This window comes from Ferrimonas sp. YFM, from assembly GCF_030296015.1.
In the GTDB taxonomy this organism is placed as follows: Bacteria; Pseudomonadota; Gammaproteobacteria; order Enterobacterales; family Shewanellaceae; genus Ferrimonas.
Genome location: NZ_AP027368.1, coordinates 2,452,845 through 2,478,147 on the forward strand (window position 1 = coordinate 2,452,845; position 25,303 = coordinate 2,478,147).

At 58.8% G+C, this 25,303-nt stretch carries 22 protein-coding genes; 15 read left to right on the plus strand and 7 right to left on the minus strand.

Features of this window, described 5'->3' with window-relative positions:
* Nucleotides 1-27 precede the first annotated feature (27 nt).
* Both speB and QUE41_RS11400 read left to right on the plus strand, forming a co-directional pair.
* Nucleotides 28-945 carry an agmatinase gene (speB, locus tag QUE41_RS11395; protein ID WP_286339165.1) on the plus strand — a complete coding sequence of 306 codons (918 nt, stop codon included), beginning with the start codon at nucleotides 28-30 and terminating at the stop codon, nucleotides 943-945.
* 210 nt (nucleotides 946-1,155) lie between these two features.
* On the plus strand, nucleotides 1,156-2,181 hold the full coding sequence (locus QUE41_RS11400) for an acyltransferase (RefSeq protein ID WP_286339166.1): 1,026 nt from the start codon (nucleotides 1,156-1,158) through the stop codon (nucleotides 2,179-2,181).
* Nucleotides 2,182-2,312: 131 nt separating this feature from the next.
* On the opposite strand, the gene QUE41_RS11405 is transcribed toward QUE41_RS11400, so the two are convergent.
* A complete protein-coding gene (locus QUE41_RS11405) occupies nucleotides 2,313-2,510 on the minus strand; it encodes a hypothetical protein (protein WP_286339167.1) in 198 nt (65 codons plus the stop codon).
* Nucleotides 2,511-2,882: 372 nt separating this feature from the next.
* Between QUE41_RS11405 and hemG the strand changes: the two genes are divergently transcribed.
* The 3 genes from hemG to QUE41_RS11420 all read left to right on the plus strand — a co-directional run bounded on the left by hemG (nucleotide 2,883) and on the right by QUE41_RS11420 (nucleotide 4,936).
* Nucleotides 2,883-3,407, plus strand: a complete 525-nt coding sequence (hemG, locus tag QUE41_RS11410) for a menaquinone-dependent protoporphyrinogen IX dehydrogenase (protein ID WP_286339168.1) — start codon at nucleotides 2,883-2,885, stop codon at nucleotides 3,405-3,407.
* An 18-nt stretch (nucleotides 3,408-3,425) separates the two neighbouring features.
* A complete protein-coding gene (locus tag QUE41_RS11415) occupies nucleotides 3,426-3,935 on the plus strand; it encodes a cytochrome b/b6 domain-containing protein (protein ID WP_286339169.1) in 510 nt (169 codons plus the stop codon).
* A 359-nt stretch (nucleotides 3,936-4,294) separates the two neighbouring features.
* Nucleotides 4,295-4,936 carry a deoxynucleoside kinase gene (locus QUE41_RS11420; RefSeq protein ID WP_286342937.1) on the plus strand — a complete coding sequence of 214 codons (642 nt, stop codon included), beginning with the start codon at nucleotides 4,295-4,297 and terminating at the stop codon, nucleotides 4,934-4,936.
* 97 nt (nucleotides 4,937-5,033) lie between these two features.
* On the opposite strand, the gene QUE41_RS11425 is transcribed toward QUE41_RS11420, so the two are convergent.
* On the minus strand, nucleotides 5,034-5,822 hold the full coding sequence (locus QUE41_RS11425; protein ID WP_286339170.1) for a D-hexose-6-phosphate mutarotase: 789 nt from the start codon (nucleotides 5,820-5,822) through the stop codon (nucleotides 5,034-5,036).
* Between the two features lie 339 nt (nucleotides 5,823-6,161).
* Here QUE41_RS11425 and QUE41_RS11430 point away from each other — a divergent pair, with 339 nt between their 5' ends.
* Entirely contained in the window at nucleotides 6,162-6,467 is a 306-nt protein-coding gene (locus QUE41_RS11430) for a hypothetical protein (protein WP_286339171.1), read from the plus strand.
* Nucleotides 6,468-6,495: 28 nt separating this feature from the next.
* Here QUE41_RS11430 and QUE41_RS11435 read toward each other — a convergent pair whose 3' ends face one another.
* From QUE41_RS11435 to QUE41_RS11450, 4 genes are all read right to left on the minus strand, one after another.
* Complete coding sequence (locus tag QUE41_RS11435) at nucleotides 6,496-7,950, minus strand: methyl-accepting chemotaxis protein (RefSeq protein ID WP_286339172.1); 1,455 nt, start codon at nucleotides 7,948-7,950, stop codon at nucleotides 6,496-6,498.
* A gap of 162 nt (nucleotides 7,951-8,112) precedes the next feature.
* Nucleotides 8,113-10,092 (minus strand): MtrB/PioB family decaheme-associated outer membrane protein, encoded by a 1,980-nt coding sequence (locus tag QUE41_RS11440; RefSeq protein WP_286339173.1) that lies wholly within the window; start codon nucleotides 10,090-10,092, stop codon nucleotides 8,113-8,115.
* 11 nt (nucleotides 10,093-10,103) lie between these two features.
* On the minus strand, nucleotides 10,104-11,033 hold the full coding sequence (locus QUE41_RS11445; RefSeq protein WP_502876023.1) for a DmsE family decaheme c-type cytochrome: 930 nt from the start codon (nucleotides 11,031-11,033) through the stop codon (nucleotides 10,104-10,106).
* A 263-nt stretch (nucleotides 11,034-11,296) separates the two neighbouring features.
* The gene (locus QUE41_RS11450; RefSeq protein ID WP_286339174.1) at nucleotides 11,297-12,181 is read right to left on the minus strand and encodes an ABC transporter substrate-binding protein; all 885 of its coding nucleotides are present in this window, start codon (nucleotides 12,179-12,181) and stop codon (nucleotides 11,297-11,299) included.
* Between the two features lie 200 nt (nucleotides 12,182-12,381).
* On the opposite strand from QUE41_RS11450, the gene QUE41_RS11455 reads away from it, so the two are divergent.
* The 7 genes from QUE41_RS11455 to QUE41_RS11485 all read left to right on the plus strand — a co-directional run bounded on the left by QUE41_RS11455 (nucleotide 12,382) and on the right by QUE41_RS11485 (nucleotide 22,032).
* Nucleotides 12,382-13,266 (plus strand): ABC transporter ATP-binding protein, encoded by an 885-nt coding sequence (locus QUE41_RS11455; RefSeq protein WP_286339175.1) that lies wholly within the window; start codon nucleotides 12,382-12,384, stop codon nucleotides 13,264-13,266.
* Entirely contained in the window at nucleotides 13,263-14,246 is a 984-nt protein-coding gene (locus QUE41_RS11460) for an ABC transporter permease (protein ID WP_286339176.1), read from the plus strand. Before QUE41_RS11455 ends, QUE41_RS11460 begins: the two co-directional genes overlap by 4 nt.
* Before the next feature lie 82 nt (nucleotides 14,247-14,328).
* Nucleotides 14,329-15,672, plus strand: a complete 1,344-nt coding sequence (locus QUE41_RS11465) for a TolC family protein (RefSeq protein ID WP_286339177.1) — start codon at nucleotides 14,329-14,331, stop codon at nucleotides 15,670-15,672.
* A complete protein-coding gene (locus tag QUE41_RS11470; protein ID WP_286339178.1) occupies nucleotides 15,672-16,817 on the plus strand; it encodes an efflux RND transporter periplasmic adaptor subunit in 1,146 nt (381 codons plus the stop codon). Before QUE41_RS11465 ends, QUE41_RS11470 begins: the two co-directional genes overlap by 1 nt.
* Nucleotides 16,814-19,963, plus strand: coding sequence for an efflux RND transporter permease subunit (locus QUE41_RS11475; RefSeq protein WP_286339179.1), 3,150 nt, complete (start codon nucleotides 16,814-16,816; stop codon nucleotides 19,961-19,963). Before QUE41_RS11470 ends, QUE41_RS11475 begins: the two co-directional genes overlap by 4 nt.
* Nucleotides 19,941-20,621 carry a response regulator transcription factor gene (locus tag QUE41_RS11480; RefSeq protein ID WP_286339180.1) on the plus strand — a complete coding sequence of 227 codons (681 nt, stop codon included), beginning with the start codon at nucleotides 19,941-19,943 and terminating at the stop codon, nucleotides 20,619-20,621. The genes QUE41_RS11475 and QUE41_RS11480 overlap by 23 nt, the downstream gene beginning before the upstream one ends.
* 142 nt (nucleotides 20,622-20,763) lie before the next feature.
* Entirely contained in the window at nucleotides 20,764-22,032 is a 1,269-nt protein-coding gene (locus QUE41_RS11485) for a sensor histidine kinase (protein WP_286339181.1), read from the plus strand.
* Between the two features lie 105 nt (nucleotides 22,033-22,137).
* Here QUE41_RS11485 and QUE41_RS11490 read toward each other — a convergent pair whose 3' ends face one another.
* Nucleotides 22,138-23,004, minus strand: coding sequence for a LysR family transcriptional regulator (locus tag QUE41_RS11490; protein WP_286339182.1), 867 nt, complete (start codon nucleotides 23,002-23,004; stop codon nucleotides 22,138-22,140).
* Between the two features lie 101 nt (nucleotides 23,005-23,105).
* Between QUE41_RS11490 and QUE41_RS11495 the strand changes: the two genes are divergently transcribed.
* Both QUE41_RS11495 and QUE41_RS11500 read left to right on the plus strand, forming a co-directional pair.
* Nucleotides 23,106-24,167, plus strand: a complete 1,062-nt coding sequence (locus tag QUE41_RS11495; RefSeq protein WP_286339183.1) for an HlyD family secretion protein — start codon at nucleotides 23,106-23,108, stop codon at nucleotides 24,165-24,167.
* An 11-nt stretch (nucleotides 24,168-24,178) separates the two neighbouring features.
* Nucleotides 24,179-25,174: a DUF2955 domain-containing protein gene (locus QUE41_RS11500; protein ID WP_286339184.1), complete on the plus strand. Its 996-nt coding sequence runs from the start codon at nucleotides 24,179-24,181 to the stop codon at nucleotides 25,172-25,174.
* The last annotated feature ends 129 nt before the right edge of the window (nucleotides 25,175-25,303 follow it).

The following is a 25,303-nucleotide window of genomic DNA, read 5'->3' on the forward strand; positions in this document are numbered from 1 at the left end:
GTCACTGCGGTGACACTTGAGGTCTGTATGGCAACACTTGCCGATAAGAAAGATTATTCGCTCTATTCCAATGCCTTTGGCTTTCTTCGCCGCCCCCTGGACTTTCGTCCTGCCGAATCCGATGCCGACTGGGTGATCACCGGTGTGCCCTTCGATCTGGCGACCACCGGCCGTCCTGGCAGCCGCAATGGTCCCGACGCCGTGCGCCGCGCGTCCGTTAATCTGGCCTGGGAAGATCGCCGTTTCCCCTGGCGTTTTGCCCTGGAGGAGAAGCTCAAGGTCGTGGATTGTGGCGATCTGGTGTTCGACTGCGGCGATGCCGAGCAACTGGTTCAGGGCCTGGAAGCCCACGCAACCAAACTGCTTCAGGCGGGAAAACAGATGCTGACTTTTGGCGGAGATCACTTCGTCACCCTGCCTCTGCTTCGCGCCCACGCCAAACACTACGGCAAGCTGGCGTTGGTGCATTTCGATGCCCATACGGACACCTACAGCATGGGCAGTCGCTATGACCACGGCACCATGTTCTATCATGCCCCCAAAGAGGGACTGGTGGATACCGCTCACAGCATTCAGATTGGCATCCGCACAGAATACGGTTACGACGACCACCCCTTCCAGGTGGTCCATGCCGATGAAGCCAACGACCTGCCAGCCAAGGAGATGGCCGAGGCGATTCGCAGCCGGGTGGGCGATCTCCCTGTCTATCTGACCTTCGATATCGACTGTCTGGACCCTGCCTTTGCTCCGGGTACCGGCACGCCGGTATGCGGCGGTCTCAGCACAGACAAGGTGCTTAAGGTGTTCCGGGAACTGGCCGGGCTCAACATCGTTGGCATGGACCTGGTTGAGGTGGCCCCCGCCTACGACCAGAGCGAAATCACCGCCCTTGCCGGCGCCACCCTGGCCACCGAGATGCTGCACCTGGTGGCCTGCAACAAGTAACGGCCACACTTCGGCTCGCCGACCTGGAATTCGGCAACCAGCCTACCTCATCATTTGAGCGGGTTGGTTGCCTAGTCACCGCCCGCTGACCGAACTCTCACCACTTGCACCTTTAGTCCAAACCCAGGCTGAACGGCTTAACTCCCTAATCTGTCTTCATTACTCTCACTAAGGTATGCTGAATAGGTTTTTCCTCAGGAGCCTGACCGCATGTCCCAGACGAGACCATCCATCTTCTATCTCGACTTGTTACGCTGCCTGGCTGCCATCGCCGTCGTCCTGATCCATGTTCTGGGGCCCTGGCGCCACCTCTGGGGCCTGGCTCCCATGGAAGAGTGGATGGCTGCGTCGGGCTACAATTCGCTATCCCGCTGGGCCGTGCCGGTCTTTATGATGATCACCGGCGCCCTGTTGTTGTCCGACAATCGCCCCTTTGTTTGTAAGGACTATATGAAACGGCGATTACTGAAGGTTGTCGTGCCTTTCGTCGCCTGGACTTTAATATATTCAATAGCTTCCGGTTGGACTGACGGAGGATTCTCACAAGAACTCATCACAGAAACTCTGGTGGGATCTCCACAGGAGCCCGCTTGGTATCACCTGTGGTTCTTTTATGACTTTATACCACTCTACTTTGTCATCCCCTTATTAGCCCCACTGCTGGCGAATATGGATAAAGAGCGGGTTAAATTGATCATCGCGGCCTGGATGCTATTGACCTTGATGCACTGGCTGCACGTTGATACCCCATTGAGACAGAATTTGATTCTCTATAGTGGATATCTGATCCTCGGCTGGTATCTATTCAACAGAGATAATAGTCAGCAGGTTAAATGGTGGGTACTTGCTGGCTCCCTGGCTCTGCTTGTCAATCTGACTGGAACCTGGTGGTTTGCCGAACTGAAACGTGGCTACAGTGCCTTCTTTATGGGATATAAATCTCTTAATACTGTGGTCATCGCCGCAATGCTGTTTGTATTGGCCCAACGTTATGCTGAACGAATTCAGGGTCCACTACGTAAGATGATCAGCTTGGTTGCCCGTTACAGCCTGGGAATCTACCTGGTTCACCCACTGCTGCTGATCCCGGTAAGAAACCTTAGCAATGGTGTCTACGGCTGGTTTGGCACTAACTGGGTAGGGCTGCCGGTCATCTCCCTGCTGACACTGGTCGCCGCCCTGCTACTGACCATGGCGCTCTCCAAAATTCCCGTCATCAATCGCCTTGTCCCCTAAGATAAAAAAGCCCGGCGCCAAAATGGCTCCGGGCTTTGAATCAAGTATCCAGATAGAATTATTAGTTATCTATTAGTTCTATTTTGCGAGTAATGGATATCTGATTTGTGAATCTAAATCTTCACAGGCTTTTAGACATACTTGCCTTGCTCAATTTCCCCTTCTCTTACATCGAATGCTCGACAAATAGAGGCTTCCTGAGCACTGGTGGTTGCTTCCCTTTCCAACTTTTCAGTCATTAATTCAAGTGTATCTAACGTTCTGGCCTTGCGAAGTTTAAAGAGATAATCCATCTCTTCTTCATTCAATTGCTCTAATTTAATTCTCATTGATTCTGCTTCTATGGCGACGGAACCCTTTAGCAAAGGGGTGACAGCTCCGATGGGAAACATTCAGAACTAAGTATACCACCTTTTCAACAACTAAGTGTATTTTAATATGAACCACGCTCAGTCAAAGACTCGTTTCAGGAGCCGTTTTGTGACAGTTTCACTTCGGCTTGAATCGTCAGACACTTAGAGGAATCTAGACTCACGACCACTTTCAGTAACAGTTAGTTTACCTATTCAGTTCACAAAAGAAGCAGTTGAAAGGCAATTCACCGAATCCCCGGCCCAATCGGTGATCCTCTTCAAGTTATCCCTGGGCCTCCTTTGGCTATGATGGAAGCGTCGAGATAGCACCAACCCGCCGGAGAGTAAATGAGCAACACACTTATCGCCTATTCCACCGATAAGGGGCAGACACTGAAGATCTGCAATAAGATCAAAACCCAGCTTGAGGGCTGTGGTGAGGTGGTATCCCTGCATAACCTGGCGGAAGGAGACGTGGATCTGGCCAGGTTCGACAAGATCCTCATCGGAGCCAGCATCAAGCACGGTAAACATGCCCACAGGGTGTTCAAGTTTATCAAAGAGAAACAACCTCAACTTGAGCAAAAGCCCTCCGGCTTCTTCTCTGTCTCCCTGGTGGCCCGAAAGCCAGGTAAAGACTCTGCTGAAACCAACCCCTATATGCAGGCGTTTCTCAAGCGCATCAGCTGGACCCCGGATTTTATGGAGGTGTTTGGTGGCATGGTGGATTATCAAAGGTACAACTTCTTCGATCGCCACATCATTCGCTTCATCATGCGGATCACCAAGGGCCCAACCAACCTGGATGCCTGCATCGAGTACACCGACTGGGACAAGGTTGACCGATTCTCCCAGCGCGTCGCCAATTACTGATTCCAAGGAGGACACAGCGTGGGTCTACTCTCTCAGTTGATGGAGAAACTCCATGTCCTGCTGGCACTGTTGGCGATCTGGCTGCTCTCGACCTCCGGCCAGGTGCACCTGGCCAGCCGCATCCATGATAAAGCCGGATGGTGGGACTACAACCACATCGCACTTGGCGTCGTTACCGCACTGATGAGTGTGCTGTTTCTGGTTAAGTGCTGCCGTCATGGCCAATGGCGTCTCTATTTTGGCTGGTGTCTGGGTCAGTTCGGCCCCATCGCCAAAGACATTCGCAAACTGACACAGCGACAGTTGCCCGCCGCGGGTTCTCCCGGCCTGTTGACCTTTATTGAAGGCATTGGCCTGTTGTTGATGCTCGCCATCGGCCTGACTGGCCTGGCCTGGCTGGCAACCCAGGGCAGCGGCCTGGCGATGACCTGGCGTAGCTGGCACATCCTGTTCAGTGAATACCTGATCTGGTACCTGATCCTTCACGCCATTGCCTCCTTCAGTCACTTCCTAGAACTGATGAGATAGCGCATCAAACAACGAAATGCCGGGGCTTGCCCCGGCTTTTTGCTCCTACCTCCACAAAACCACACCAAACCCAGCTCAAAGAATCGCCTGAGCGAATGATTTTTGCGCAATTCGCAGTCGATAGTGTGTGCAACCAAATCTGATAAACTGAAAAATAGTCAAATTATTCAGCACTATAAACAAAGACAGCAGATTTATTACGCAGCAAACTCCAAACTTTATTCAGTCTGCCCGCAACCTTCCCCGCCAAAACCCGTTTTACTAAAGAAAGTTGCGCTTAAATTGCCATTTTCCCGTTTTAAAAACTCTGTGTTCTGATATTATGCCCATCCCAATATCAACAGCAGACCACAGTGACCATGACTCAAGAATTCGAACTGATCGCCATCGAAGGCAACATCGGCGTAGGCAAATCCACCCTGCTGCCGAAGCTGGCCCATCAGTTAACCAACCAAGATGACAAGCCTTGGAAGCTGATCATTGAGGAAGTGGACACCGATCCTGAGTTCCAGCGTCTGCTGAAAGCCTTTACCAATGATCCCAGCCAGCGAATCAACTTCCAGCGCTACATCACCAACAAGCGTGCGGAAACCTGTCAGGATCTGGACCCAGGCTACAACTACATCATCGAACGCTCTCTGTTCTCTGATCTGGTGTTCTGCCAGGCCAACCTGGCCGAAGCTTGCCGTCCCGATGGTAAGGATCTGGACTACTACTACGACATCCAGGACAAGCTGCGTGATTACCCCCAGGTGAGCGCCGTGGTCTACCTGAAGTCTGATCCTTCCGTTGCCTATGACCGCATGCTGGAGCGTGGCCGCGACGCCGAACTGGGCACGCCACGCAGCTACATTCAGCTGATCTCCGACTGTCACAACACCTTCCTGCCGCACATCTGCGAGAAGTACAACACTCAGCTGTTGACCGTGGACTGGACCCATTTCGGCTGTCCGGAAGGCCTGGCGGAAGAAGTGCTGCAGGTATGCAGCAAAGATGACTGATGTTTAGAGTGATTTTTCTAAAAGACTGCAGTTAACTGAAGGGGAAAGCCACGCCGAACCTTCCGTTGATTGATGCCGCCCCTCTGGGGCGGTTTTTTTATCTCTGTCGGCTGATGGTGACCGACAACTGCCTGCCCTGCCCCGGCGACAGCATAACGCCCTCCTCCCCCAACAGGGCGGTTTCCACACACAGCATGGAACCGGCCTGCTCCGGGAGCATATCGCCCGGCAGTTGTTTGCCCGGATTCCACACCACCACAGAGTCCATACCGGACTGATCCAGCAGCAGACTGTGGCCCGGCGTAGACAGCACCACCTGGCGTTCGGCCTTGGGGTAGATTCTGTCCAGCGGCGGACTCACCTGCAGTGCACCAGGATGGATGACACTCTGGCCGCTGAGCTTGTCACGATAACGCCCACCCAGTCCGTGTACCTGGCACCGCTCCGCCTGCCCCACCTCAAAGTAGCTGTGAAGCGCCGCAGAGAAGGGCCAGGGCTTACTGTCACAGTTATGGCAGGTCAGGGTGAGGGTGAGTTGATGGCCGACATGAACATCCAGCTGCAGCTCATAGGCATAGGGCCAGTAATCCGGTTTGATGTCATCATCAGACAGACACAGGGAAACGACGGTGCCCTGTACCTGTTCACTGATCTCATCGAGCTGCCAAAGTTGGGTGCGAGCGAAGCCGTGAGCAGGCAAGCTGGCGTCCGAGCCATTGTTGCCAAACCAGGGCCAGCAGATGGGTACCCCTCCCCGAATGGGGCGGGTCTGATCCAGGAGGGCTCGGTCACTGAGCCAAAGCCAGTCTTTGCGGCCCACGGGGATAAAGCTGAGAACCTGACCGCCGAATAGGCTTATCACCGCCTCGGCGAAACGGTTTTGCACAACCAGTACCGGAAGTCCGCCTTTCAATGTGCCTCGAATGACGCTTTCGGTGAGAACCTGTTGGGAAACTAAGTGCAAACCACTGTTCATATTGCGCTCTTTAAGCTCCTCTGACCTTAGAGGATAGCTCTGATGCCAAGGCTTTGCCGCAAATGGCGTTGCGGTTGCTGGAATAACCAGCAACTCTGACATCACAAAGGGCGGTTGGATGAAGATGATTTCACTGAAATTGACTGTGTTAATGTCAATATTTTGATGTATGCCAAGGACTTAAGTATTAGCTGAGCCTAAACTCCCTTGCTCCTGCCACTCCATAATCATGTCACAAGGAGAGTCGTCGTGTCCTGGGTGTGCCCACAGTGTCATGTACTGATAGATGACGATACCTTTTCCCAGTGTTGGAACTGCTGCGCCAAACGCCATCCAGAGGCCGATGAGGCGGCGGTTGTGCCTCAGTGCGAGCGTTGCGACGCTGCCATGGTGCCCTACGGGGATGCCAGCATCGACCCCTTAAGCCTGGTCAATGGTCAGCCTCACTCCATCGCCCCTTTTAAGCTGTTTGCCTGCCCCAAGTGCGGACGGGTCGAGCGCTACCTGACCAGTTCGGCGTTGCAGCGTCTCAAGCGCCCTGAGGAGGCTCTATAGGGCGCCCCTGATGCTATTGTGTACCGGCTCAGCCCCTGCGCTCCAGAACCGAGTGCAGATTGAGTGTTAACCTGCGTACCACCTCCACCTGCTCAGCCAACCTGACCCGCTGGCCAGCCACTTGGCCCGCCACCTCCGCGGTTTCCTTTGCGGTGCTGCTGACACTGACGCCCGCGGTGGACAGCTCCTCCACTGAGTGTGCTTGCTGGGCAATCAGCCCGGTGAGCTTGCCAACCTCTTCCCGGCTGCTTGCCACCTGTGACAATATGCCGGAGATAGTGTGGTTGGTAGCACCGATCACCGACTGTCCCTGCTCCACCTCACGGCGGCTCAACTCCAGGATGCCGCGTATCTCCTTGGCCGCCTGATTGCTTTGAGACGAGAGCTCTCGCACCTGTTCGGCCACCACGGCAAACCCCCGGCCATGGCTGCCGGCACGGGCCGCCTCAATGGCGGCATTGAGGGCCAACAGGTTGGTTTGATCCGCCACCTGGGTGATCAACGCCGCAACCCCGGTGATCTGGTCGTTGGCATCCAGGATGCGGGAGATCGCCTGACCCGACGCATCCAGGCTACCGGCACTTCGCTGCGCCTCAATATTGATGCTGTCACTGTGCTGCATAAGCTCAGAGACGAACTGATCGCTTCGCTGAGTGTCCTGGGTCAGACGCTGAAGCTCGGCAGCGATCTGCTCCGCGGCGGCGGACTGATCGGCACAGTTGTGATGCAACTGATCCACCTGCTGCTGCAACAGGCCGGACTCCTGCTCCAAAGTCCCGTTAACCAGGGTGAGCTGCTGAACGTTGTCGTTGACCCTGGCCAGTACCTCCGCCAGAGACTGCTCACCCTGTCGGGCTCTCTCCAGGGCGGACTCGCTCTGCTGCTGGGCCTGAGTCGCCTGGCGCAGTGCCCGGGCCCGCTGAGCGGAGGTAAAGGCCAGGGCGATGCCGATGACCAGCAGGGGCACCACGATGCCGGTGATCGCCTCGACCCGCAGCGCGGACACCGACAGAGTCAACTGGGGAAAGCCACCGCCCGACAAACCATACACAACCATGGCCAGGGCAATGCCACTGGCACACAGGGACCACAGGGTCGCCATCAGCAGGCCGGCGCAGATGAAGTAGGCCACCATGAGCACGGGCACCCACAACCCCTGGCTGGAGGCCAGCATGCCACCGGACTGGTAGATGAGGTTGAGACAATGGAAGCTCATCCCCAAAAACCCCAGGTTGAGGGCTGCGCGGTAGGACGCGGAAAACTTGAGCACCACGGCCCCGGACAGTTCAAGGAGGATAAGCAAAATGGAGGTCACAACCAGCGGCTGTACACCCTGGCCCTGCCATTTGATCAGGCTGTAGATACCGGTGAGCAGCGATAGAAACAGGAAGAACAGCGCCGTATCGATTTTGCGGCGAATTTCTTCGTCTGTCGGCAAATGGGCAGGCATAAACAGGCTTCGCCACCAATTGAGTGGATTCATCACTGCACTCCGTCTCATCCTCAGAAGTTGGGATGACAGGATAATACAGCCGCCCCAATCAAATTAGAGCAAATACTCTATTCGCGATAAGCATCACATCAAACCGCCAGAGCTGAACACAAAAAAGGGGAGCCTTTTGGCTCCCCTGCTGTGTTGGCGTTACTACAGCTTGTAGCTGAAGGTTGCCATCACCAGGTGGGCATTGTAGTCCTGGCTCAGATCCCCCAGAGTCGTCAGACCCCAGACACCCTGGCCGGGATAGTTGACCACAGGAATGTCGGCGTAGTCGCTGTCTTCATAACGCTCATACTGGTAACGCAGGCCGATGGCAGAGCGGTCGCTGAGGGCGTATTCCGCGCGCAGTTGCACACTGTGGCTGGTGGACTCGTACTCCCCCAGATACTCAGGCTTGCTGGTGTGAGCATCGCTGATGGACAGCGCATACTGATAGGAGGCGGACAGCTTCACGCCCCACTCCTTCAAGCCCAGGTAATCGGCAGACACACCGGCAAAACCAAACTCGTCACTGCTCAGGGCGGACCAGGTGGCGTAATCGCCGTTGTCACTGCCCAGTTGCTCGTTGTCGATCCACTGGTAGCCGCCAAACAGAGACAGATACCAGGCATCGCCAGGCTCCCAGCCCAGACTCAGGTCATAGCCGTAGTCTTCGGACTCGGTCAGACCGATCTCACTGTCATCGTAATCGTCCAGGGCATAGTGCATGCGCAGGTCGATGCTCAGCTGAGGCAGCGGCGTGTGGCCAATCTCTGCCACCACCTGAGTGCGGTTTCTGTCCGCCAGGTGGTACTTGCGCATCAGGTCATTCTCCTCGGAGGAGGTGACGCTGTCTGCCTCGAAGCGGCTGCCGTCCCGCTGACCATAGCTGGCCTTCAGGCGCAGATCCCACAACTCCAGGGAGCTCAGGCGGTAGCTGACCCACACTTCGGTCTCGTCGGTCTCTTCACGCTCACTGGCGCTGCGCTCGATGTTCTCATACTCGATGCCGGCGGACAGCTTCTGGCCCATGGCCAGGCGGTAATCCGCTGACAACCGGTAGTTGGCCTTGGTGGTGTCCATCGCCTGGGTCTGCTCCACCTGACCGCTGAGCTCACCAAAGCGGATCTGCTCAAACTCGTACAGGGTAGAGTCATTATCGCGGTCACGGTAACGGGCGGCGGCACGCAGGGTCAGGTTGGAGGAGAGGCGGCTGGTCAGCCCCAGCTCAGCATCCAGGGTGTCTACCTTGAGATCCGCCGCTTCCACGCCGGAAGGAACACCGGTCAGGGTCACCAGATCCGCATCCTGCTTCTGCTCACCGGTGGCCACACGGGCGCTGATGCGGGTGCTGCCCACCTGGTAACGCCCCTTGAGGAACACCTGCTGGGCCTGGTTGTCCGGGGCTCCGGCCAGGGCTGACTCAGGCGCCTGAACGGCAAAGCCCAGAATGTCGTTGTCATACCAGCTGCCCTGATAACCGGCTTCCAGCAACCAGCGATCGCCGGTGGCATGGACCGCCGCCATCATGTTGCGAGTAACACTATCCACGGGCTTGGCAATGTTAGTGGTATTGCCCAGCAGACTGACGCTGCTGGCCTGCTTACCGGTGAGCTCTTCGTTATCAAAGGCTACTCGAGCACCCCAACGGCCTCCCATGTAGCGCGCGGCGAAGCCCAGCTTCTCCCGTTCCAGCTTGAGCTGCTCGGTCTTGTCCAGATTGGAGGGATCGGTCTGTGCGGTGGTGGTGTCCACATTGGACTTGGTGTCCAGCTCCGCTTCCACCTGCCAGCTGCCCGGCATGCGGTGGCTCAAACGCAGGTCGCCTCGCTCGCTGCCCAGCTCCTTGGCCTGGATTTCGCTGCGGGTACCGGAATCACCGATGTGGAGAATGTCCGCATCGACGCCGGCGGCAAAGCCATCTTCATACCCCAAGGCATTGGAAGCATGATCGTCGTCGGTGATGGCGCTGCCCGCCGCCAGAGTGAACTCACCCTGGGTCCCGACATTGGTCTTACACTTCTTACAGGCCCACTTGCTGGTGTTGGCCTTTTCCAGGTTGGCGGCGTTTACGCCAAAGTCGAACGCCTGCACCTGGGTGCTGGCCGCCATCATCGCCAGGGCGATGGCACTGATACTTGTCTTCATGGTCTCACCCCTTAGAACTGGAACGCCTTGCCGGACGGATGGTTGGAACCGTGGATCTGGCTGTGGCAGTTCAGGCAGCCTTGCCCTGCGGTTTGAATACTGCCGTTACCGCCAGGGATGGTGCTTGGGTGGCCATCTTCGCTGTGGCACTGCTTGCACAGCATGGGAACCCGGGTCTTCAGCATCCCCTCATTCACACTGCCGTGGGCGTTGTGGCACAGGCTGCAATCTTCCATCACCGGCTCGTGCTCCCACAGGAAGGGGCCGCGCTTATCGGCGTGGCACTGATAGCAGGTGTCGTTAACAGTGGCCTGGTTCATGGCAGACTCGCTTAGGGAGCCATGAGGGTTGTGGCAGTCGGAGCAGGCCATCTCATCCCACTTGATGGGGTGAGCGGAGCGCTTGTGGCTGTCAGCCTTGGCCTTGGTGTGGCAGCTCTGGCAGGTCTGGTTCTGCCCCTCGGTGGTCAGCACCTGGTCCTTGGCCACGTGCAGCTGGTGGCAATCTACGCAGGCCACGTCATCGGAGGCGTGGGCACCCAGGTGCCAGTCACTGCGACCGGAGTCATCGTGACAGGCCAGGCAGACACTGTTTTGCATCTCGGCGGTCAGCGGGGAGTCGTCACCAAAGGTGATCATCGGCTCGTTCTTGCCACGGTGTTTGCCCTGAGGGCCGTGGCAGGACTCACACTGGAGACCGGCCATGGGGCCTTTCACCACATTGGGGTTGCCATGAATGCCGTCGAAGATGGCGGCCACCCCCTCGGTTTTGCGGTGGCACATCATGCAGCCATCGGCGCCCTTCTTGGAGTATTTTCCCTGCTCAAATTTCTGCTGCAGCTTGGTAAGCAGCTCAGCATCCCCGGCCATGGCCTGGGAGGAAAATCCCAGACCCAATGCCATCATGGTTACCGCCCCGATGGACAGCGCTTTTCTCATCATCATCATGTTTGCCAACTGTTTGAATGTTATTGGTCCGACACCCCGAAAAGGTGCCGCAAACAGGCTGACGGTAAACCGATGAGGCGTGAAATACTCTGGGGCTTTTCACAGTGATCCGGGTTTTGCCGACCAGTTAACACAAAAAAACCGGCCCTAAGGCCGGTTAAACACTGAAAAAGTTAAGGTTCAATATGATGATTCACTCGAGCCCATACTATCCCCATGCAGTTGGTCGATTCTATGTGGGTTTTCCCAGTGTTGAGTTAGTTTCCATGAATCGCTTCAGCCAACAGACGGGCGGCCTTGACGATGGAGGGTCCGGCCTGCTTGGTCACCGCCGAATCGATGAATCTCACCTGTTGCTGCTGCACCGCCGAGATCCGCTCTGCCCCCTGGCGCCCCTGCACTTCCGCCAGCGTGGTGGTGCCGCTGCCAGCCTCAGGCCCGTCGAACACCGGCCCGGTGGCACCCGGCCAGGTGGGCAGCAGTATCACTTGCGGGTCGGACTGCACCACTTCGGGCCAGGTGACCGCCGGCGCCATGCCCGCACGCTCCGCAAACACGGGCTCACCGCCCACCAGACGAATCAATTCGCTGATGTAGGAGTCCGCCCCCGGCACACATTTATACAGGTAGTTGATCTCGTAATAGACCTTCAGCGGCTCATGGCCAGCGTACTCACTGGCTACCTTGTCCAGACCAGCGCGGATGGAGTCCACCAAAGCCGCCGCCTGAGGCTGATGGCCAATGACCTCCCCCAGGGCGCGGACCTTGGCGTACACCTCCGCCAGGCTGCTCTCCTCCATATGGATCACCTTGATGCCGCGCTTCTCCAGCTCCGCCTTCAGCCCCAGTTGCAAACCAGAAGCGGTCAAGGCCAGATCCGGTTTCAGGGCGGCGACCACATCGGGATCGATGTCGGTAAAACCGCCCACCACCGCCAGTTCGCCTTTGGCCACCTTGTCGGGAATGCTCTGAGGGAAACGGGCATAACGGGTCACCCCCACCAGCTCCTGTTCCGCGCCGACGGCCGATACCGTATGGCTCCAGTTAGGCGCCAGAGACACGATTCGCGCCGCCCAGGCGCCGGGCAGAAACAGCAAAAGCGCCAGACACAGAGTCAGGCGCACCTGGATAGAATTAAGCATGGGGTTTTCTCCGCCCGTTGCCGTCGAATTGTCCGCCAGCATAGCGCCAGTACCGACTCAGGCCAGAGTCCGATAGCCAAAACCTGAGCCACTGCACGATTGCGACACCCAAAGAAAAACTCTGTTAAAACTCACAGTGAATCGCCCAGTAAGAAGCCGGGACAATGGCAACACTGTTCCCGGCAATTCGAAGGTCCACCTTGAACGCTCTGCTCCAAGCCCAACAACTGCACTACCTCTACGACGACCACAGGGCGGTGGACGGAGTCGATCTCAATATTTGCGAGGGCAGTTGCTTCGGCCTGCTGGGGCCCAATGGCGCCGGGAAATCCACCACTCTGTCCATGCTTGAGGGCGTCCTGACGCCCTCCCGTGGCCAGGTGCTGTTTCGTGGCTTTCCACTGGATAACAGATACAAGCAATCCATCGGCATCCAGTTTCAGTCCACCGCCCTGCCCGATTACCTGAGCGTGCGCGATTGTCTGAAACTGTTCGCCAGTTTCTACCCCAGAAAAGCCAGGATCGCGGATCTCATCGAGCTGTGTCAGTTGCAGGAGGTGGCGGACAAACTCCACTTTCACCTCTCCGGAGGTCAGCGTCAGCGACTGCTGCTGGCCATGAGCCTGGTGAATGACCCGGAGTTGCTGTTTCTGGATGAGCCCACCACCGGGCTGGATCCCCAGGCCAGGCTGAAGTTCTGGCAGCTGGTGCGCACACTCAAAGAGCAGGGAAAAACCCTGGTGCTGACCACCCACTATATGGACGAGGCCCAGCAACTCTGCGACCGCATCGCCATCATGGAGCGGGGGCGCATTGTGGCCGAAGAGGCCCCTGCGGTACTGCTTGAGGATCATTTCCGCCCCCACCTGATCACCCTTCTGGACTCGGGTCAGGCGGCGGTTCCCCAGGATGACCGCTACCCCCTGTGGCGCCAGGGAGACCAATTGGTGCTGGAGTGCGACGACACTCAGGATGCTCTGAACTGGCTCAGCCACCACAACTTGCCCCTGCAGGGGCTGACCGTCAGGGCGCCCAATCTGGACGACCTCTATCTGAAACTGACCGGGAGCCAACTGCAGCCATGAATGCCCTGCTCGCCCTGATCCACGCCCGCAACCTGGAGTTCTCCCGAGACCGTTCCGCCCTGGGCTGGTCCCTGGTGTTTCCCCTGGTGCTGATCATCGCCCTGGCCCTGGTGTTTGATGATGACCAGCGCCCCCTGTATCAGATTGGCCTGGTGGGCAACACCGCCATTCCATCGGCCCTGCAAAGCCTGGAACACATCGAGTACATCCACTACGCCAGCCTGGAGGAAGCCAAACACAAGGTGGCCCGCCATCTGGTGGATCTGGCCATCGACAGCCAACACTACTGGGTCAACCCGGACTCCAACCGCGGCTACATCGCCGAACAGCTGGTGGTGGCCCGCCTGCCCCAACTGAGCCCTGAAAGCATCCAGGGCGAAGCGGTCAGCCACGTGGAGTGGCTGCTGCCGGGGATCATCGGCATGAACATGATGTTCTCCGCCCTCTATGGCGTCGGCTACGTGGTGGTGCGCTATCGCCGCACCGGCGTGCTCAAGCGGATGCAGGTTACCCCCCTTCGTCCCTGGCAATTTCTCGCCTCCCAGATGCTCAGCCGGCTGGGGGCCATCGTCGCCACCTCAGTGGTGGTCTTTACCCTGGTGGCGCTGATCTTCTCCATCGACGTGGTGGGCAATCCGCTGCTGCTGCTGATCAACACCACCCTGGGGGGCGCGGCGATGATCAGCCTGGGCCTGCTGGTGGCCAGCCGCACCCGCTCCGAAGAGCTGTCCAACGGCATCCTCAACCTGCTCTCCTGGCCGATGATGCTGCTGTCCGGGATCTGGTTCAGCCTGGAGGGCAGCTCCCCCTGGGTTCGCACCCTGGCGGATCTGCTGCCTCTGACCCACATGAACGACGCCAACCGGGCGGTGATCATCGATGGGGCCGGATTCTTTGCCATTGCCCACCACCTGTGGCCCCTGGCGGCCATCACCCTGGTGAGCCTGGCCCTGGCCAGCTGGCGATTCCGCTGGCAATAAGTCGCCAAGCCGGGGCGTTAACCCAGGTTTAACCCCACCCCACCTATAGTCGGAGCCCTAATTCGCAGTAGGGCTTTCGACAATGAAGTTTTCACCTCTTTGGCTCTCCCTGGCCCTGGTCGGGTTAAGCGGCTGCCAGGCGCTTAACCCCACAGACTATGCCGCGCCCATGGATGAGGCCGTGACCGTCCAGGGTGACTGGCAGACCCAGACCCAGGGGAGCACCGCCACCCGCCTCACCGAGCTGGTGCCCATCGCCGAACTGACACCCCTAATCCGCACCAGCCTGGAGCACAACCCTGACCTGGCTCAGACCCAGCTGACCCTGGAGATCCTCTACGCCACCCGCCAGCAGTCCCTGGGGGCCAGGCTGCCCAGTGTCGACCTCAGTTTCAGCGGCGAAGATAAGGAGAGTGCCTCCAGCAGCTACAGCGCCGGCATCACCGTCGGCTGGGAGCTGGATATCTGGGGCAAACTGGCCGATAAGGACCGCGCCGCCCGCCTGGATGTGGCCGCCGGCAGCGCCGATCTCCAGGGAGCCCGCGATCTGCTGGCCGCCAATGTGATGCGCAGCTACCTGCGCCTGGCTCAGCAGCAGCAACTGCTCAATGTGGAGCAGAGCCGGCTTAAGGTGCTGGAGCAGAATGAGGCGCTGATCCTCAGCCGCTATCGCCGCGGCCTGGACAACCTGTATGAACTGGATAACGCCCGCAGCAACAGCGCCGCCAGCCGCTCCAATGTCACCACCTATGAAGAGCAGCTCAAAGAGGAGCAGCGGACCCTCAGGAAACTGCTGGGGGATCGCAACGCCGAGTTGCCTGCGCCCTCTCACTTCCCGGATGTCACTCTGCCCCTGGCGTCGCTGCCGGAGCAGGACCTCAGTCGCCGGCCGGATCTGCGCAGCGCCTACCTCTCCACTCAGGCCGCCAGCGAACGGGCGGCAGTGGCCTATAAGGAGATGCTGCCCTCTCTGAGCCTTAGCGCCACCTTGAGCGACCAGGACCCCAGCTTTCAGGATGCTCTGTTCGCCAGCCCGGTCTGGTCTCTGCTGGGTCAGTTAACCGCCCCGCTGTACCGAGGCGGGCAGCTCAAAGCCGCCGCCGAGATCGCCGAGCTTCAGGCGGAGCAAAGCTACTGGACCTACCGCTCCACCCTGCTCGATGCCGTGCTGGAGGTGGATGCCGCCCTCAGCAAGGAGCAGCAGCTGACCCAGAGTCAGGGCCACCTTCAGGACGCCGTGGACAATGCACGGCGCAGCAGCGCCAGCTATGAGAAGCGCTACCGTCAGGGGCTGGTCACCATACAGGAGTTGCTGACGGTCCAGCAGCAGCAATACGACCGTGAATCCCAACTGATCACCGCCACATACAACCGACTGGCCAACCGAGTCGATCTCGGTCTGGCCCTGGGACTGGGAGTCCAATGATGAAACACCCAAAACTCACCATGGTCGCCACCCTCGTCAGTGGCGCCGCGATCTTCGCCGCCTTCGCCTTCAACAGCCAGCCCGTGGAGAAGCCGGCCATGGCGCCGGTGGAAGCCCAAATCATCCTGCCTGAAGTCGCAGTAACCCTGGCCCAGCCTGAATCGGCTCAGGCCAGCGTCATCGGCTATGGCGAAGCCAAAGCCCATCATGAACTGAGCCTCTCCGCCCAGGTCACAGGCCAGGTGATTCACCTGGAAGACGCCCTCTCCAGCGGCCAGCGAGTCAAGGCCGGTCAGCTGCTGGCCAGGGTGGACAGCAGTGATTACCGTCAGGCGCTGGCCCAGGCCGAAAAGGCCCTGGCCGACGCCAAGCTGGCCCTGCTCGAAGAACAGCGTCAGGTGCAGCAAGCCAAAGAGGAGTGGCAGGGATCAGGCCTCGATGGTGAACCCGACTCGCCCCTGGTGCTGCGTACCCCTCAGCTGGAGGTGGCCGAGGCCAGCCTCAAGCAGGCCCAGGCCCAGGTCGACGTGGCCCGCCGGGATCTGGCCCGGACCCAGGTACGTGCCCCCTTCGACGCCATTGTGATCAGCCGCAATGTGGAGCCGGGCAGCCGGGTTCAGAGCGGCGATACCCTGGCCACTCTCTACAGCACCGACAGAGTGGAGATCCGTGTTCCGCTTTCCCAGGCCCAGTGGCAACAGCTGCCCACACAGATGACCGAGCAGTGGCCGGTGCAACTGACCAGCAGCGACGGCAATGGCCACTGGCAGGGCCGGGTGCTGCGCAGCGAGCTTCACTACAGCAGTGATGACAGGCAACGCGCCCTGGTGATCGCCCTGGATGCCCCCCTGGACAGAGCCCAGCCCCTGCTTCCCGGTACCTTTGTCACCGCCGCCATCCCAGGTCGCAAGCTGGACAAGCTGTGGCAGGTGCCCAGCACCGCCCTGACCAGCAGCGGCCAGATCTGGCTGGTGGACGACCAGGGTACCCTCAGCCCAGCCAATGCCCAGGTGCTGTTCCATCAGGGCGACGACAGCTTCCTGGCCATCCCCCAGGGACAAAACCAGGCCAAGGTGGTGTCTCGCCCCCTGAGCAACTACCTGGCCGGCATGAAAGTCAGCCCGGTTGAGGAGGCGCGCCTGTGAATCCACACAACAAAGGGATCATCCCTTGGTTTGCCACCAACCCGGTCGCGGCCAACCTGCTGCTCATCGGCATCATCGCCCTGGGCCTGCTCTCTTTGACCCAGATCCGCAAAGAGGCCTTTCCCCCCATGGAGCCCAACCGGGTCACCATCAGCGTCAACTACGACAGCGGTGAAGCCAAACAGGCCGAAGAGGGGATCGCCATCAAGGTGGAGGAAGCCCTGGAAACCCTGGAGGGGATCAAGCGCATCACCTCCACCTCCACCGCCACTGGCAGTACCGTGGTGGTCGAGAAGGTCTCCACCTATGACTTGGATACCCTGCTCAGGGACATCAAGATCAAGGTGGACGCCATCTACAACCTGCCTGCCGAGGCAGAAAAACCAGTGATCGACAAGCAAAGGCGGGAAGAGCACGCCCTGTGGGTGCAGCTCTATGGCGATGTGGACCGCAAGGTGCTCCAACCGTTGACCGAACAGCTCAGAAGGGAACTGCTGGCTCGGGGTGCCATCACCAACGTCAAGCTCAGCGGCAAGGCCGAGCCGATGCTGGCCATCAACATCGACGAAGCCAAGCTCAAGGCCTATGGCCTCTCCCTCACCGACGTGGCGGAGAAGGTTAACGCCGAGTCCACCACCGCGTTTGGCTCCAGCCTGAGAAATCCTCAGAAGCTGGTGCGCCTCAAAGGGGTGGACCAGGCCTACTTCAAGGAGGAGTTCGCCGCCCTGCCCCTGGTGACCGGCAATGACGGTACCCTGGTCACCCTGGGACAGGTGGCCACCATTGAGGAGACCTACGAGGAAGATCCCCTGGTGCTGTCGCGCTTCAACGGGGTCAACTCTCTGGGCATCCAACTGGTGATGGACGAGCGCAGCGACATCAACCGGATTGTCGAACAGGCCAACCAGGTGGTGGCCGAGTGGCAGGACAATGGCCGCCTGCCCGCCGGTGTGTCCCTGATGACCTGGTACGATCAAAGCACCATCATCACCGATCGCCTGGATCTGCTCATCGACAACGCCATGACCGGCATCTTCTTCGTATTCATCGTCCTGGCCCTGTTCCTCAACCTGCGAGTGGCGATCTGGGTGGCCGCCGGCCTGCCCTTCGTGTTCTTTGGCACCGTCTACTTCCTCTCCGACGCCTGGATGGGGATGACCATCAACGAGATGACCACCTTCGGTTTCATCATGGCCCTGGGGATCGTGGTGGATGACGCCGTAGTGGTGGGCGAAAGCATCTACACCGAGCGACGCATGCACGGCGATACCCTGGCCAACACCATCGGCGGCACCATGAAGGTGGCGATCCCCACCCTGTTCGGGGTGCTGACTACGGTCGCCGCCTTCCTGGCCCTAGCCAATGTGGAGGGCAACCTGGGGCAGATCTACGCCCAGTTCGCCACCGTGGTCACCATCTGCCTGCTGCTGTCCGTGGTGGAATCCAAGCTGATCCTGCCCTGCCACCTGGCCCACCTGGATACCCATAAGCGCCAGCCTTCCGGCATCAAGGGGATCTGGCCCCGCATTCAACAAGGCGCCGACGCCGGCCTGCAGTGGTTCTCCGACAGAGTGTATGCGCCGACCATCCGCTGGGCCCTGGAGCTGAGATACGCCGTAGTACTGGGCTTCATCGCCCTGCTGGTACTGGTGATGGGGCTGCCTCTGTCCGGCCGGGTGCCGGTCACCTTCTTCCCGGACATTCCCGGCTCTGTGGTCACCGCCAACATGAACATGGAGCCGGACGCCGGCTACGGTGTTCTGGCCAACAACCTGCTCAAACTGGAACAAACCGCCCGGGAAGCGGACCGCCAGCTGCGCGGTGAGGCCGACAGCGCCATCGAATCCCTGCAACTGGTGGCGGAAGCGGACGACAGCGGCTCCCTCAATGTGGAACTGGCTGATGATGCGCCCTACCGCTCTCCCCAGTTCCGACAGCTGTGGCAACAGCTCAGCGGTATGCCGGAAGGGGTGCGCAAGCTGAAGTTTCTCGACAGTTTCGAGATGATGGACGCCTTCAAGCTGGAGCTGCGCTCACCCGACGAGTCCAGCCTGCGCCTGGCCGGCGGGGAAGTGCGCCGGGTGCTGAAGGCCACAGAGGGCGTCAGCGGCATCGACGACAACCTTTATGAAAGCCAGCCCCAGCTGCGTTTTCGGGTGAATGCCCAGGGCCTGGCAATGGGCCTGACCTCCTCTGAGCTCTCCCGTCAGCTGCTGCAGACCTTCGGCGGTGAGATTGTTCAGCGCTTCCAGCTCTCCCGCGACGAGGTCAAGGTACGCATTCGCTACCCCCAGGATCAACGTCAGAGCCTGGACGATTTGCAGAACGCCTTCGTCCGTACCCCCGGCGGTCAGCGGGTGCCCCTGAGCACAGTGGCGCAGATCACTTCAGAGATGCAGGTGACCGAGAAGACCCGCATCGACGGCCTGAGCGCCGCCTACATCACCGCCGCCATGGACAAGGAGATCATCAGCCCCGACGCCCTGGTAGCCCAGATGAATGCGGATCTCATCCCCAAACTGCAGGCCCAGTACCCACAGCTCAAGGTGCACTTTGCCGGTGAGGCGGAGGAGCGAGCGGAAAGCACCAGCTCCATGAGCCAGATGTTCCTGCTGGCCCTGCTGGCGATCTACGCCCTGCTGGCGATTCCGCTGAAGTCCTATGTGCAGCCGCTGCTAATCATGACCGCCATCCCCTTTGGCATCACTGGCGCCATTCTGGGCCACATGTTCAATGATCTGGCCATCAGTATCCTGTCACTCAATGGCATTTTGGCCCTCTCCGGGGTAGTGGTAAACGACAGCCTGCTGCTGGTCTCCCGCTACAACGAACTGAGGCGTCAGGGCGTGGAACTTAAGCAGGCGATCCAGCAGGCCTGTACCGGCCGATTGCGGGCGGTGCTGCTAACCTCGGTGACCACCTTCGCCGGCCTGGCGCCCTTGCTTGGCGAGACCTCCATGCAGGCCCAGTTCCTCATCCCGGCGGCGGCTTCACTGGGCTATGGTATTCTGTTCGCGACCGTTATTACCCTCGTTCTGATCCCGGCACTGCTGCTGATTCAGGAGGAGATCAAACAGGCCCTGCTCAAGGGGCGCCAACGCCTGACCGGCGGGGAGTTACCACGTGCTGCAGCTGCTGCTGATTGAAGACAACCTGGATCTGGCGACCTCCATCCTGGATTACCTGGAGCTGGAGGGGATCAGCTGTGACCATGCGGCCAATGGTCAACTGGGGTTGGAGCTGTGCCGCAAGCACAGCTTCGACACCATCATCCTGGATCTCAACCTGCCCAAGATGGACGGGCTGACTCTGTGCCAACACCTGCGCCATGACGGGGACGACACCCCGGTGCTGATGCTCACCGCCAGAGACAGCCTGCAGGATAAGATCACCGGCTTTGAAGCGGGCACCGATGACTACCTGGTGAAGCCCTTCGCCATCGAAGAGCTCTTGGTCAGGGTGCACGCCCTGGCCAAACGCCGCAGCGGCCAGGCTCGTCGTCTCTCCCTGGGCCCCATTAACTTGGATCTGGACGCCAAGGAGGGGTGGATGGGTGACCAACCCATGAAGCTCTCCCCCACCGGCTTCAAGCTGTTGGAGGTGCTGATTCGTCAGGCGCCCAACCCGGTCAGCCGGGCCGAACTGACCCGGGGCGTCTGGGGCGAGGATCCACCAGACAGCAACAGCCTCAAGGTGCACATCCACAAGCTGCGCCGCGCCATGGAGCCCAATGACGCCATGCTGATCACCGTCCCCGGCTTCGGCTTCAGCCTAAGAGTAATACCAACTTCATCAAATACTTGATTACTACTGCTGGTCTAAATTGCCCCACTCTGCGTTGCGGGGCTTACTGTTAGGCCCACTAGCAACTGCGCCCCGCGTCTTGATTGGAACAATTTATCCGGCGCATTAGGCAAACCACATACTTAATAAAGTTGGTATAGCCATGAAAATTAGAGAGAGTATTCACCGCCGGGTAGTGGCCACTGTGGTGGTATTGGCGACCCTGATGGGACTGAGCCTGACCTGGCTCAGTGGCCGGGCGTTTTTCGAAGGCATGGACAAAGTCATGTTAGGCACCATGATAGAAGCAGCAATGGTGACAGAGGTGTCCGACGGTCACCCCTCCTCCATCATGAGCTTTCGAGTGGCCAGCCGCTGGCAGGATCTGCCTCAGGAGATTCAGCAGAACCTGGATAGGCCCACAGAGCCACTGACACTGCTGATCAACGTCAGCGGCTTCCCCCCCTTCACCGAGCCCGAGTATGGTTACTTTGCCACTCTGGTGCCCCGGGAGGATGGTACGGTCCGCTACGTCTCCCGCGAGTTCCGTAAGGGCGAAGAGCCTCATATCAAGCTCAAGGGGATGGACCCGCTGATCTTCACGATAGCCACCGCTCTGGTGATCCTGACCCTGTTCATGCTGCTGCTCAAGGTCAGTCTGTTCCGGGTCTCCCGGCCCGTAGAGCGTCTGGGGCAGTGGGCCAGCAATCTGGATCACAACTCCATTAAGGAGCCGCCGCCGGACTTTCACTACATGGAGCTTAACCGCCTCGCCGGAATGATCCGCTCCAGCCTCTCCACCATAGAGCAGAACGTCGAGCGCAAGCGGGAGTTTCTGCAAAACGCCAGTCATGAGCTGCGCACCCCCATCTCGGTGCTGCGCACCTCCACCTCTCTGCTTAGGAAGTTAAGCCCCGACGCCAGCAGCAAACAGCAGGCGGTATTGGAACGCATCGAGCGGGCCAGCATCACCATGAGCGACCTGACTCATACCCTGCTGTGGTTGGAACGGGAAACCGACGACACCCTGCCCTGCATCGACCTGTCGCTGGAGGAGTTGACTCATCAGCTGAGCGATGAGCTGAACTACCTGCTGCAGGGCAGAGAGGTGTCCCTGGAGCTGGATACCCAGGCTGGCACCCTGCAACTGCCGGGCACTGTGTGCCGCATTGTACTGACCAACCTGATCCGCAATGCGTTTCAGCACACCGCCAGCGGCCTGATTCAGATCCGCCAACGAAACGCGGAGATCACCATCATCAATCCGGACAGCGACGAATACAGCGAAGAGCTGGGATTTGGCCTGGGACTGAAGCTGGTGGAGAAACTGGTGGAGCAGTACCACTGGACCTTTGAACGCTACGAGAAAGACGGCACGCACATCACCCGGGTCATCTTCGTTAGCGGTGAAGACCTGACACAGCCCGTATAGCAGAGTTTGACCAGACGTGTTGCTAACCGAATCAGAGCCAGAACGTTAGCGCCGCGATCCCCAACAGAAAACAACGACACAGGGACAGTGTCGTGCCAGCCCGCCTCAGCCCAGATGACTGAAGGTCTCCCTTATCAGCTCCACCATCTCCCGGGTCTTCTCCGGCATGAAGGTTCGAGAGGAATAAATAAGGCTCAGGCCAACGTCTATCGCTCCGCGCGCTTCAAACAGCAGCTCCAGGGGGCAATCCTCCCCTGCTCCCTGAACGAACACCTTGGGCAGCAGCCCTATGCCCATGCCCTGACAGGTCAGTTGTTGGACCAGGTGCAGGTCATCGGTACGGAAGCGGAAACTAAGATCATGTTGCAAAGAAGCGGCGATATGACGGCTGGCCAGCAATGAGTGGTTCTGCAAGTCGCCTTCATCCTCGGGGCGTCCATAACGCGCCAGATACGCTGGGGCGGCGGCCCAACAGCAGGGAAAAGGCAGCAGACTTTGCCGAACGTAATCCAGGTTGATCACCTCGGCCTCTGAAGGCAGCAACTGGATGTCGATGCGCTCTCGCTGCAGATCCACACTGCGCTGCTGATAGAACACCTCCAGATTTACCTTGGGAAAGCGCTGCATATAGAGCTGAATCATATTGATGAACCGCTCGGAGGAACCCACAGCAGCAGGCACCGCCAGCCTCAGCGACCCGGCCATCTGCATCTTGCGCTCTTTCAGACGCAGCATCGCCTGGTTGGCTGTATCCAGGGGGGACAGGATCTGCTCATAGAGCATGCGCCCATTCTCAGTCAGCTCTATGTGACGGGTCGTGCGGATCAGCAGCTGACAGCCCAGGGTACGCTCCAACTCCTGAATTCGCCGGCTCACCCGAGACCTCGGCATGCCCGCCGCCTTTGCCGCCGCGCTGATCCCCTGGTGGCGCACCGTCATCAGAAACAGGTTTAGATCGTCCAACTGGCTCATTATTGTCTCACCGATAGGTCATATGAGTGCAATTATGCCATCTATTTAAAGCTTATGGATCTCAATATACTGCCGCCCAAATGGCTAAATGAGATTCAACCATGCCCCCGTTAGACCTGGTTTTTAAACGCTGGACTCGCGTCCTGTTCATCCTGTTTTTTGTCGCCCTTGGTTACGTGGTCATTGCCGATCGCTTTGTGCCCATGACCACCGAGAGCCGGGTGCAGGGACAGGTGGTGCAAATCGCCACAGAGGTGTCGGGCAATGTCTCTGAGATCATGGTCACCAACAACCAGGAGGTCGAGGCAGGCCAACTGCTCTTCACCCTGGACGATCGCCGATTTCAACTGGCCGTGGCACAAGCCGAGCTGTCCCTTCAACAGGCCCGTGAACAGTTCCAGGCGCTGTTGGCACAGATTGAAGCGGCCCAGGCACAATTGGCACGTGCCCAGGCGTCATTCGAACTAGCGCGTAAGGAGCTGTCGCGCGCCCAGAAAATAGCCCGCGAACAGCTTATCTCCGAGTCCATTCTCGATCAGAATCACACCCGGTTCCTTGCCGCAGAAGCGGACAGAAACGCCGCTCGCCAGCAGCTCAATCGCCTCAAGGCCCAACTGAGCAATGATTCCACTTCCGCAGTAGAACTGGCAGAGGTGGCCCTGGAAACCGCCAAACTTAACCTGAGCTACACCCGGGTGCATGCACCGGAATCTGGCGTTGTTTCCAATCTGCAACTGGCGGTGGGCACCTATGCCAACGCCCGGCAGCCTTTGCTCTCATTTGTCCCCACAGGCTCTCTGTGGATCGCCGCCGACTACCGCGAGAAGGCGCTGTCTCTGGTGGACGGCCAGTCCAGGGCCCTGGTGACCTACGACGCCTTGCCCGGCGAAGTATTTGAACTGACCCTGACCAGCCGGGACATGGGAGTGGCCCAGGCACAGCAGACCGCCAACGGTACCCTGGCCAGCATTCAGATAAACAACCGCTGGGTACGGGACGCCCAGAGAGTGCGGGTGAACCTGGAACACAGAGGCGCACTGCCCCCGCAACTCTTTATTGGGTCCAGGGCATCGGTTGTGCTCTACCCCGGCGAAGGCGCCATTTGGCAGGCGCTGGCCCGGCTTCAGGTTAAATTGATCAGCTGCCTGCACTACATCTACTGATGGACGGACAGATGCTAAAACGGTTGTGGGCGGGGTGCGCCCTGGCATTCGTCATGGCGACCCTGGGTGACTGGCGCTTCGGAGCAATGTTCGCCCCCATCTTCGTACTGGTGATTCTGTCGCGCATTCATCACTGGCACACACCGGCCATGGTTCAGCTGCTTTTCTCGGTATCGTTCAGCGGTGCCCTGGCCAACCTGCTCCTGGGTTTTCTGCAAGGCCACCCGGTGCTGCTGCTCTGCGCCATGGCGTTGTGGATGGCAATCAGCTGCTGGCTGCTCATTCATCCCATGACCTTCATGTTTGGCTTCGTCAACATCATCCTTGGATCCATGCTGATGAACCTGGGCAGTTTTCCGCAGTTTGATATCCTGGATTACTCTTTGGATCTGGGCTTTTCCGCATTGGTTGCTGTCATCATCAGTGCACTGATGTGGCGCTGTTTTCCCTCAGAGGCAGTGCCCGCCCAGGCCCAGCCCCCTCAGGAGTCGCAGCAACAGATCCTCATCAATCTGGTGTCGACCTGGCTGATGGTGATGCTGCTCTACCTGATGTTTCAACTCATGGAGCTGTCAGACTCCATCTCGGCACAGGTCGCCGCCCTGCTGATGCTGTCTCAGCTTAATCTGATGACCAGCTTCATCGCGGCCAGGGCCCGCCTTATCGGAACCTTGCTGGGCGCCGGTGCCGCTCTGCTATTACAACTTCTCCTGTTCACCTGGGTGGATCACGCCCTGCTCTACCTTCTCGCCTTTGCGCTGTTGCTGGGGCCCTTTGTCAAACTGGTGTGCCAGGGAGGCGAACGCAGTGCCATAGGCTTTGCCGGCGTGTCTTCGCTGGTGGTTCTGATGTCGGGCGTGATACCTGGCCAGCGGGATCTGGTCTATGCCAGCCTGTACCGGCTCGGCTCCACGGTCATGCTGATCTGCCTGGCAACTCTGCTGCTGTTGCTGACCCACACCCTGACCAAGCAGTTACTTATGCATAGTTATTCAGGGCAGCGCTAACCCGCAACAGGTGAGTGCCTGGCTAACGCGCCCAACCTAGCCAACCTCACCAGGATGTACAAAACTTATTCACAAACGGTTAATAACAACGCACTTAATCGCATTTTAATTCATTTTGATCGCATAGTT

Bases quoted from the DNA above. Each gene is read 5' to 3' on its own strand.
- speB (WP_286339165.1), top strand. From the start codon at position 28: ATGGCAACACTTGCCGATAAGAAAGATTATTCGCTCTATTCCAATGCC.
- QUE41_RS11400 (WP_286339166.1), top strand. From the start codon at position 1,156: ATGTCCCAGACGAGACCATCCATCTTCTATCTCGACTTGTTACGCTGC.
- QUE41_RS11405 (WP_286339167.1), bottom strand. From the start codon at position 2,510: ATGAGAATTAAATTAGAGCAATTGAATGAAGAAGAGATGGATTATCTC.
- hemG (WP_286339168.1), top strand. From the start codon at position 2,883: ATGAGCAACACACTTATCGCCTATTCCACCGATAAGGGGCAGACACTG.
- QUE41_RS11420 (WP_286342937.1), top strand. From the start codon at position 4,295: ATGACTCAAGAATTCGAACTGATCGCCATCGAAGGCAACATCGGCGTA.
- QUE41_RS11435 (WP_286339172.1), bottom strand. From the start codon at position 7,950: ATGAATCCACTCAATTGGTGGCGAAGCCTGTTTATGCCTGCCCATTTG.
- QUE41_RS11440 (WP_286339173.1), bottom strand. From the start codon at position 10,092: ATGAAGACAAGTATCAGTGCCATCGCCCTGGCGATGATGGCGGCCAGC.
- QUE41_RS11445 (WP_502876023.1), bottom strand. From the start codon at position 11,033: ATGATGAGAAAAGCGCTGTCCATCGGGGCGGTAACCATGATGGCATTG.
- QUE41_RS11450 (WP_286339174.1), bottom strand. From the start codon at position 12,181: ATGCTTAATTCTATCCAGGTGCGCCTGACTCTGTGTCTGGCGCTTTTG.
- QUE41_RS11460 (WP_286339176.1), top strand. From the start codon at position 13,263: ATGAATGCCCTGCTCGCCCTGATCCACGCCCGCAACCTGGAGTTCTCC.
- QUE41_RS11465 (WP_286339177.1), top strand. From the start codon at position 14,329: ATGAAGTTTTCACCTCTTTGGCTCTCCCTGGCCCTGGTCGGGTTAAGC.
- QUE41_RS11470 (WP_286339178.1), top strand. From the start codon at position 15,672: ATGAAACACCCAAAACTCACCATGGTCGCCACCCTCGTCAGTGGCGCC.
- QUE41_RS11485 (WP_286339181.1), top strand. From the start codon at position 20,764: ATGAAAATTAGAGAGAGTATTCACCGCCGGGTAGTGGCCACTGTGGTG.
- QUE41_RS11490 (WP_286339182.1), bottom strand. From the start codon at position 23,004: ATGAGCCAGTTGGACGATCTAAACCTGTTTCTGATGACGGTGCGCCAC.
- QUE41_RS11495 (WP_286339183.1), top strand. From the start codon at position 23,106: ATGCCCCCGTTAGACCTGGTTTTTAAACGCTGGACTCGCGTCCTGTTC.
- QUE41_RS11500 (WP_286339184.1), top strand. From the start codon at position 24,179: ATGCTAAAACGGTTGTGGGCGGGGTGCGCCCTGGCATTCGTCATGGCG.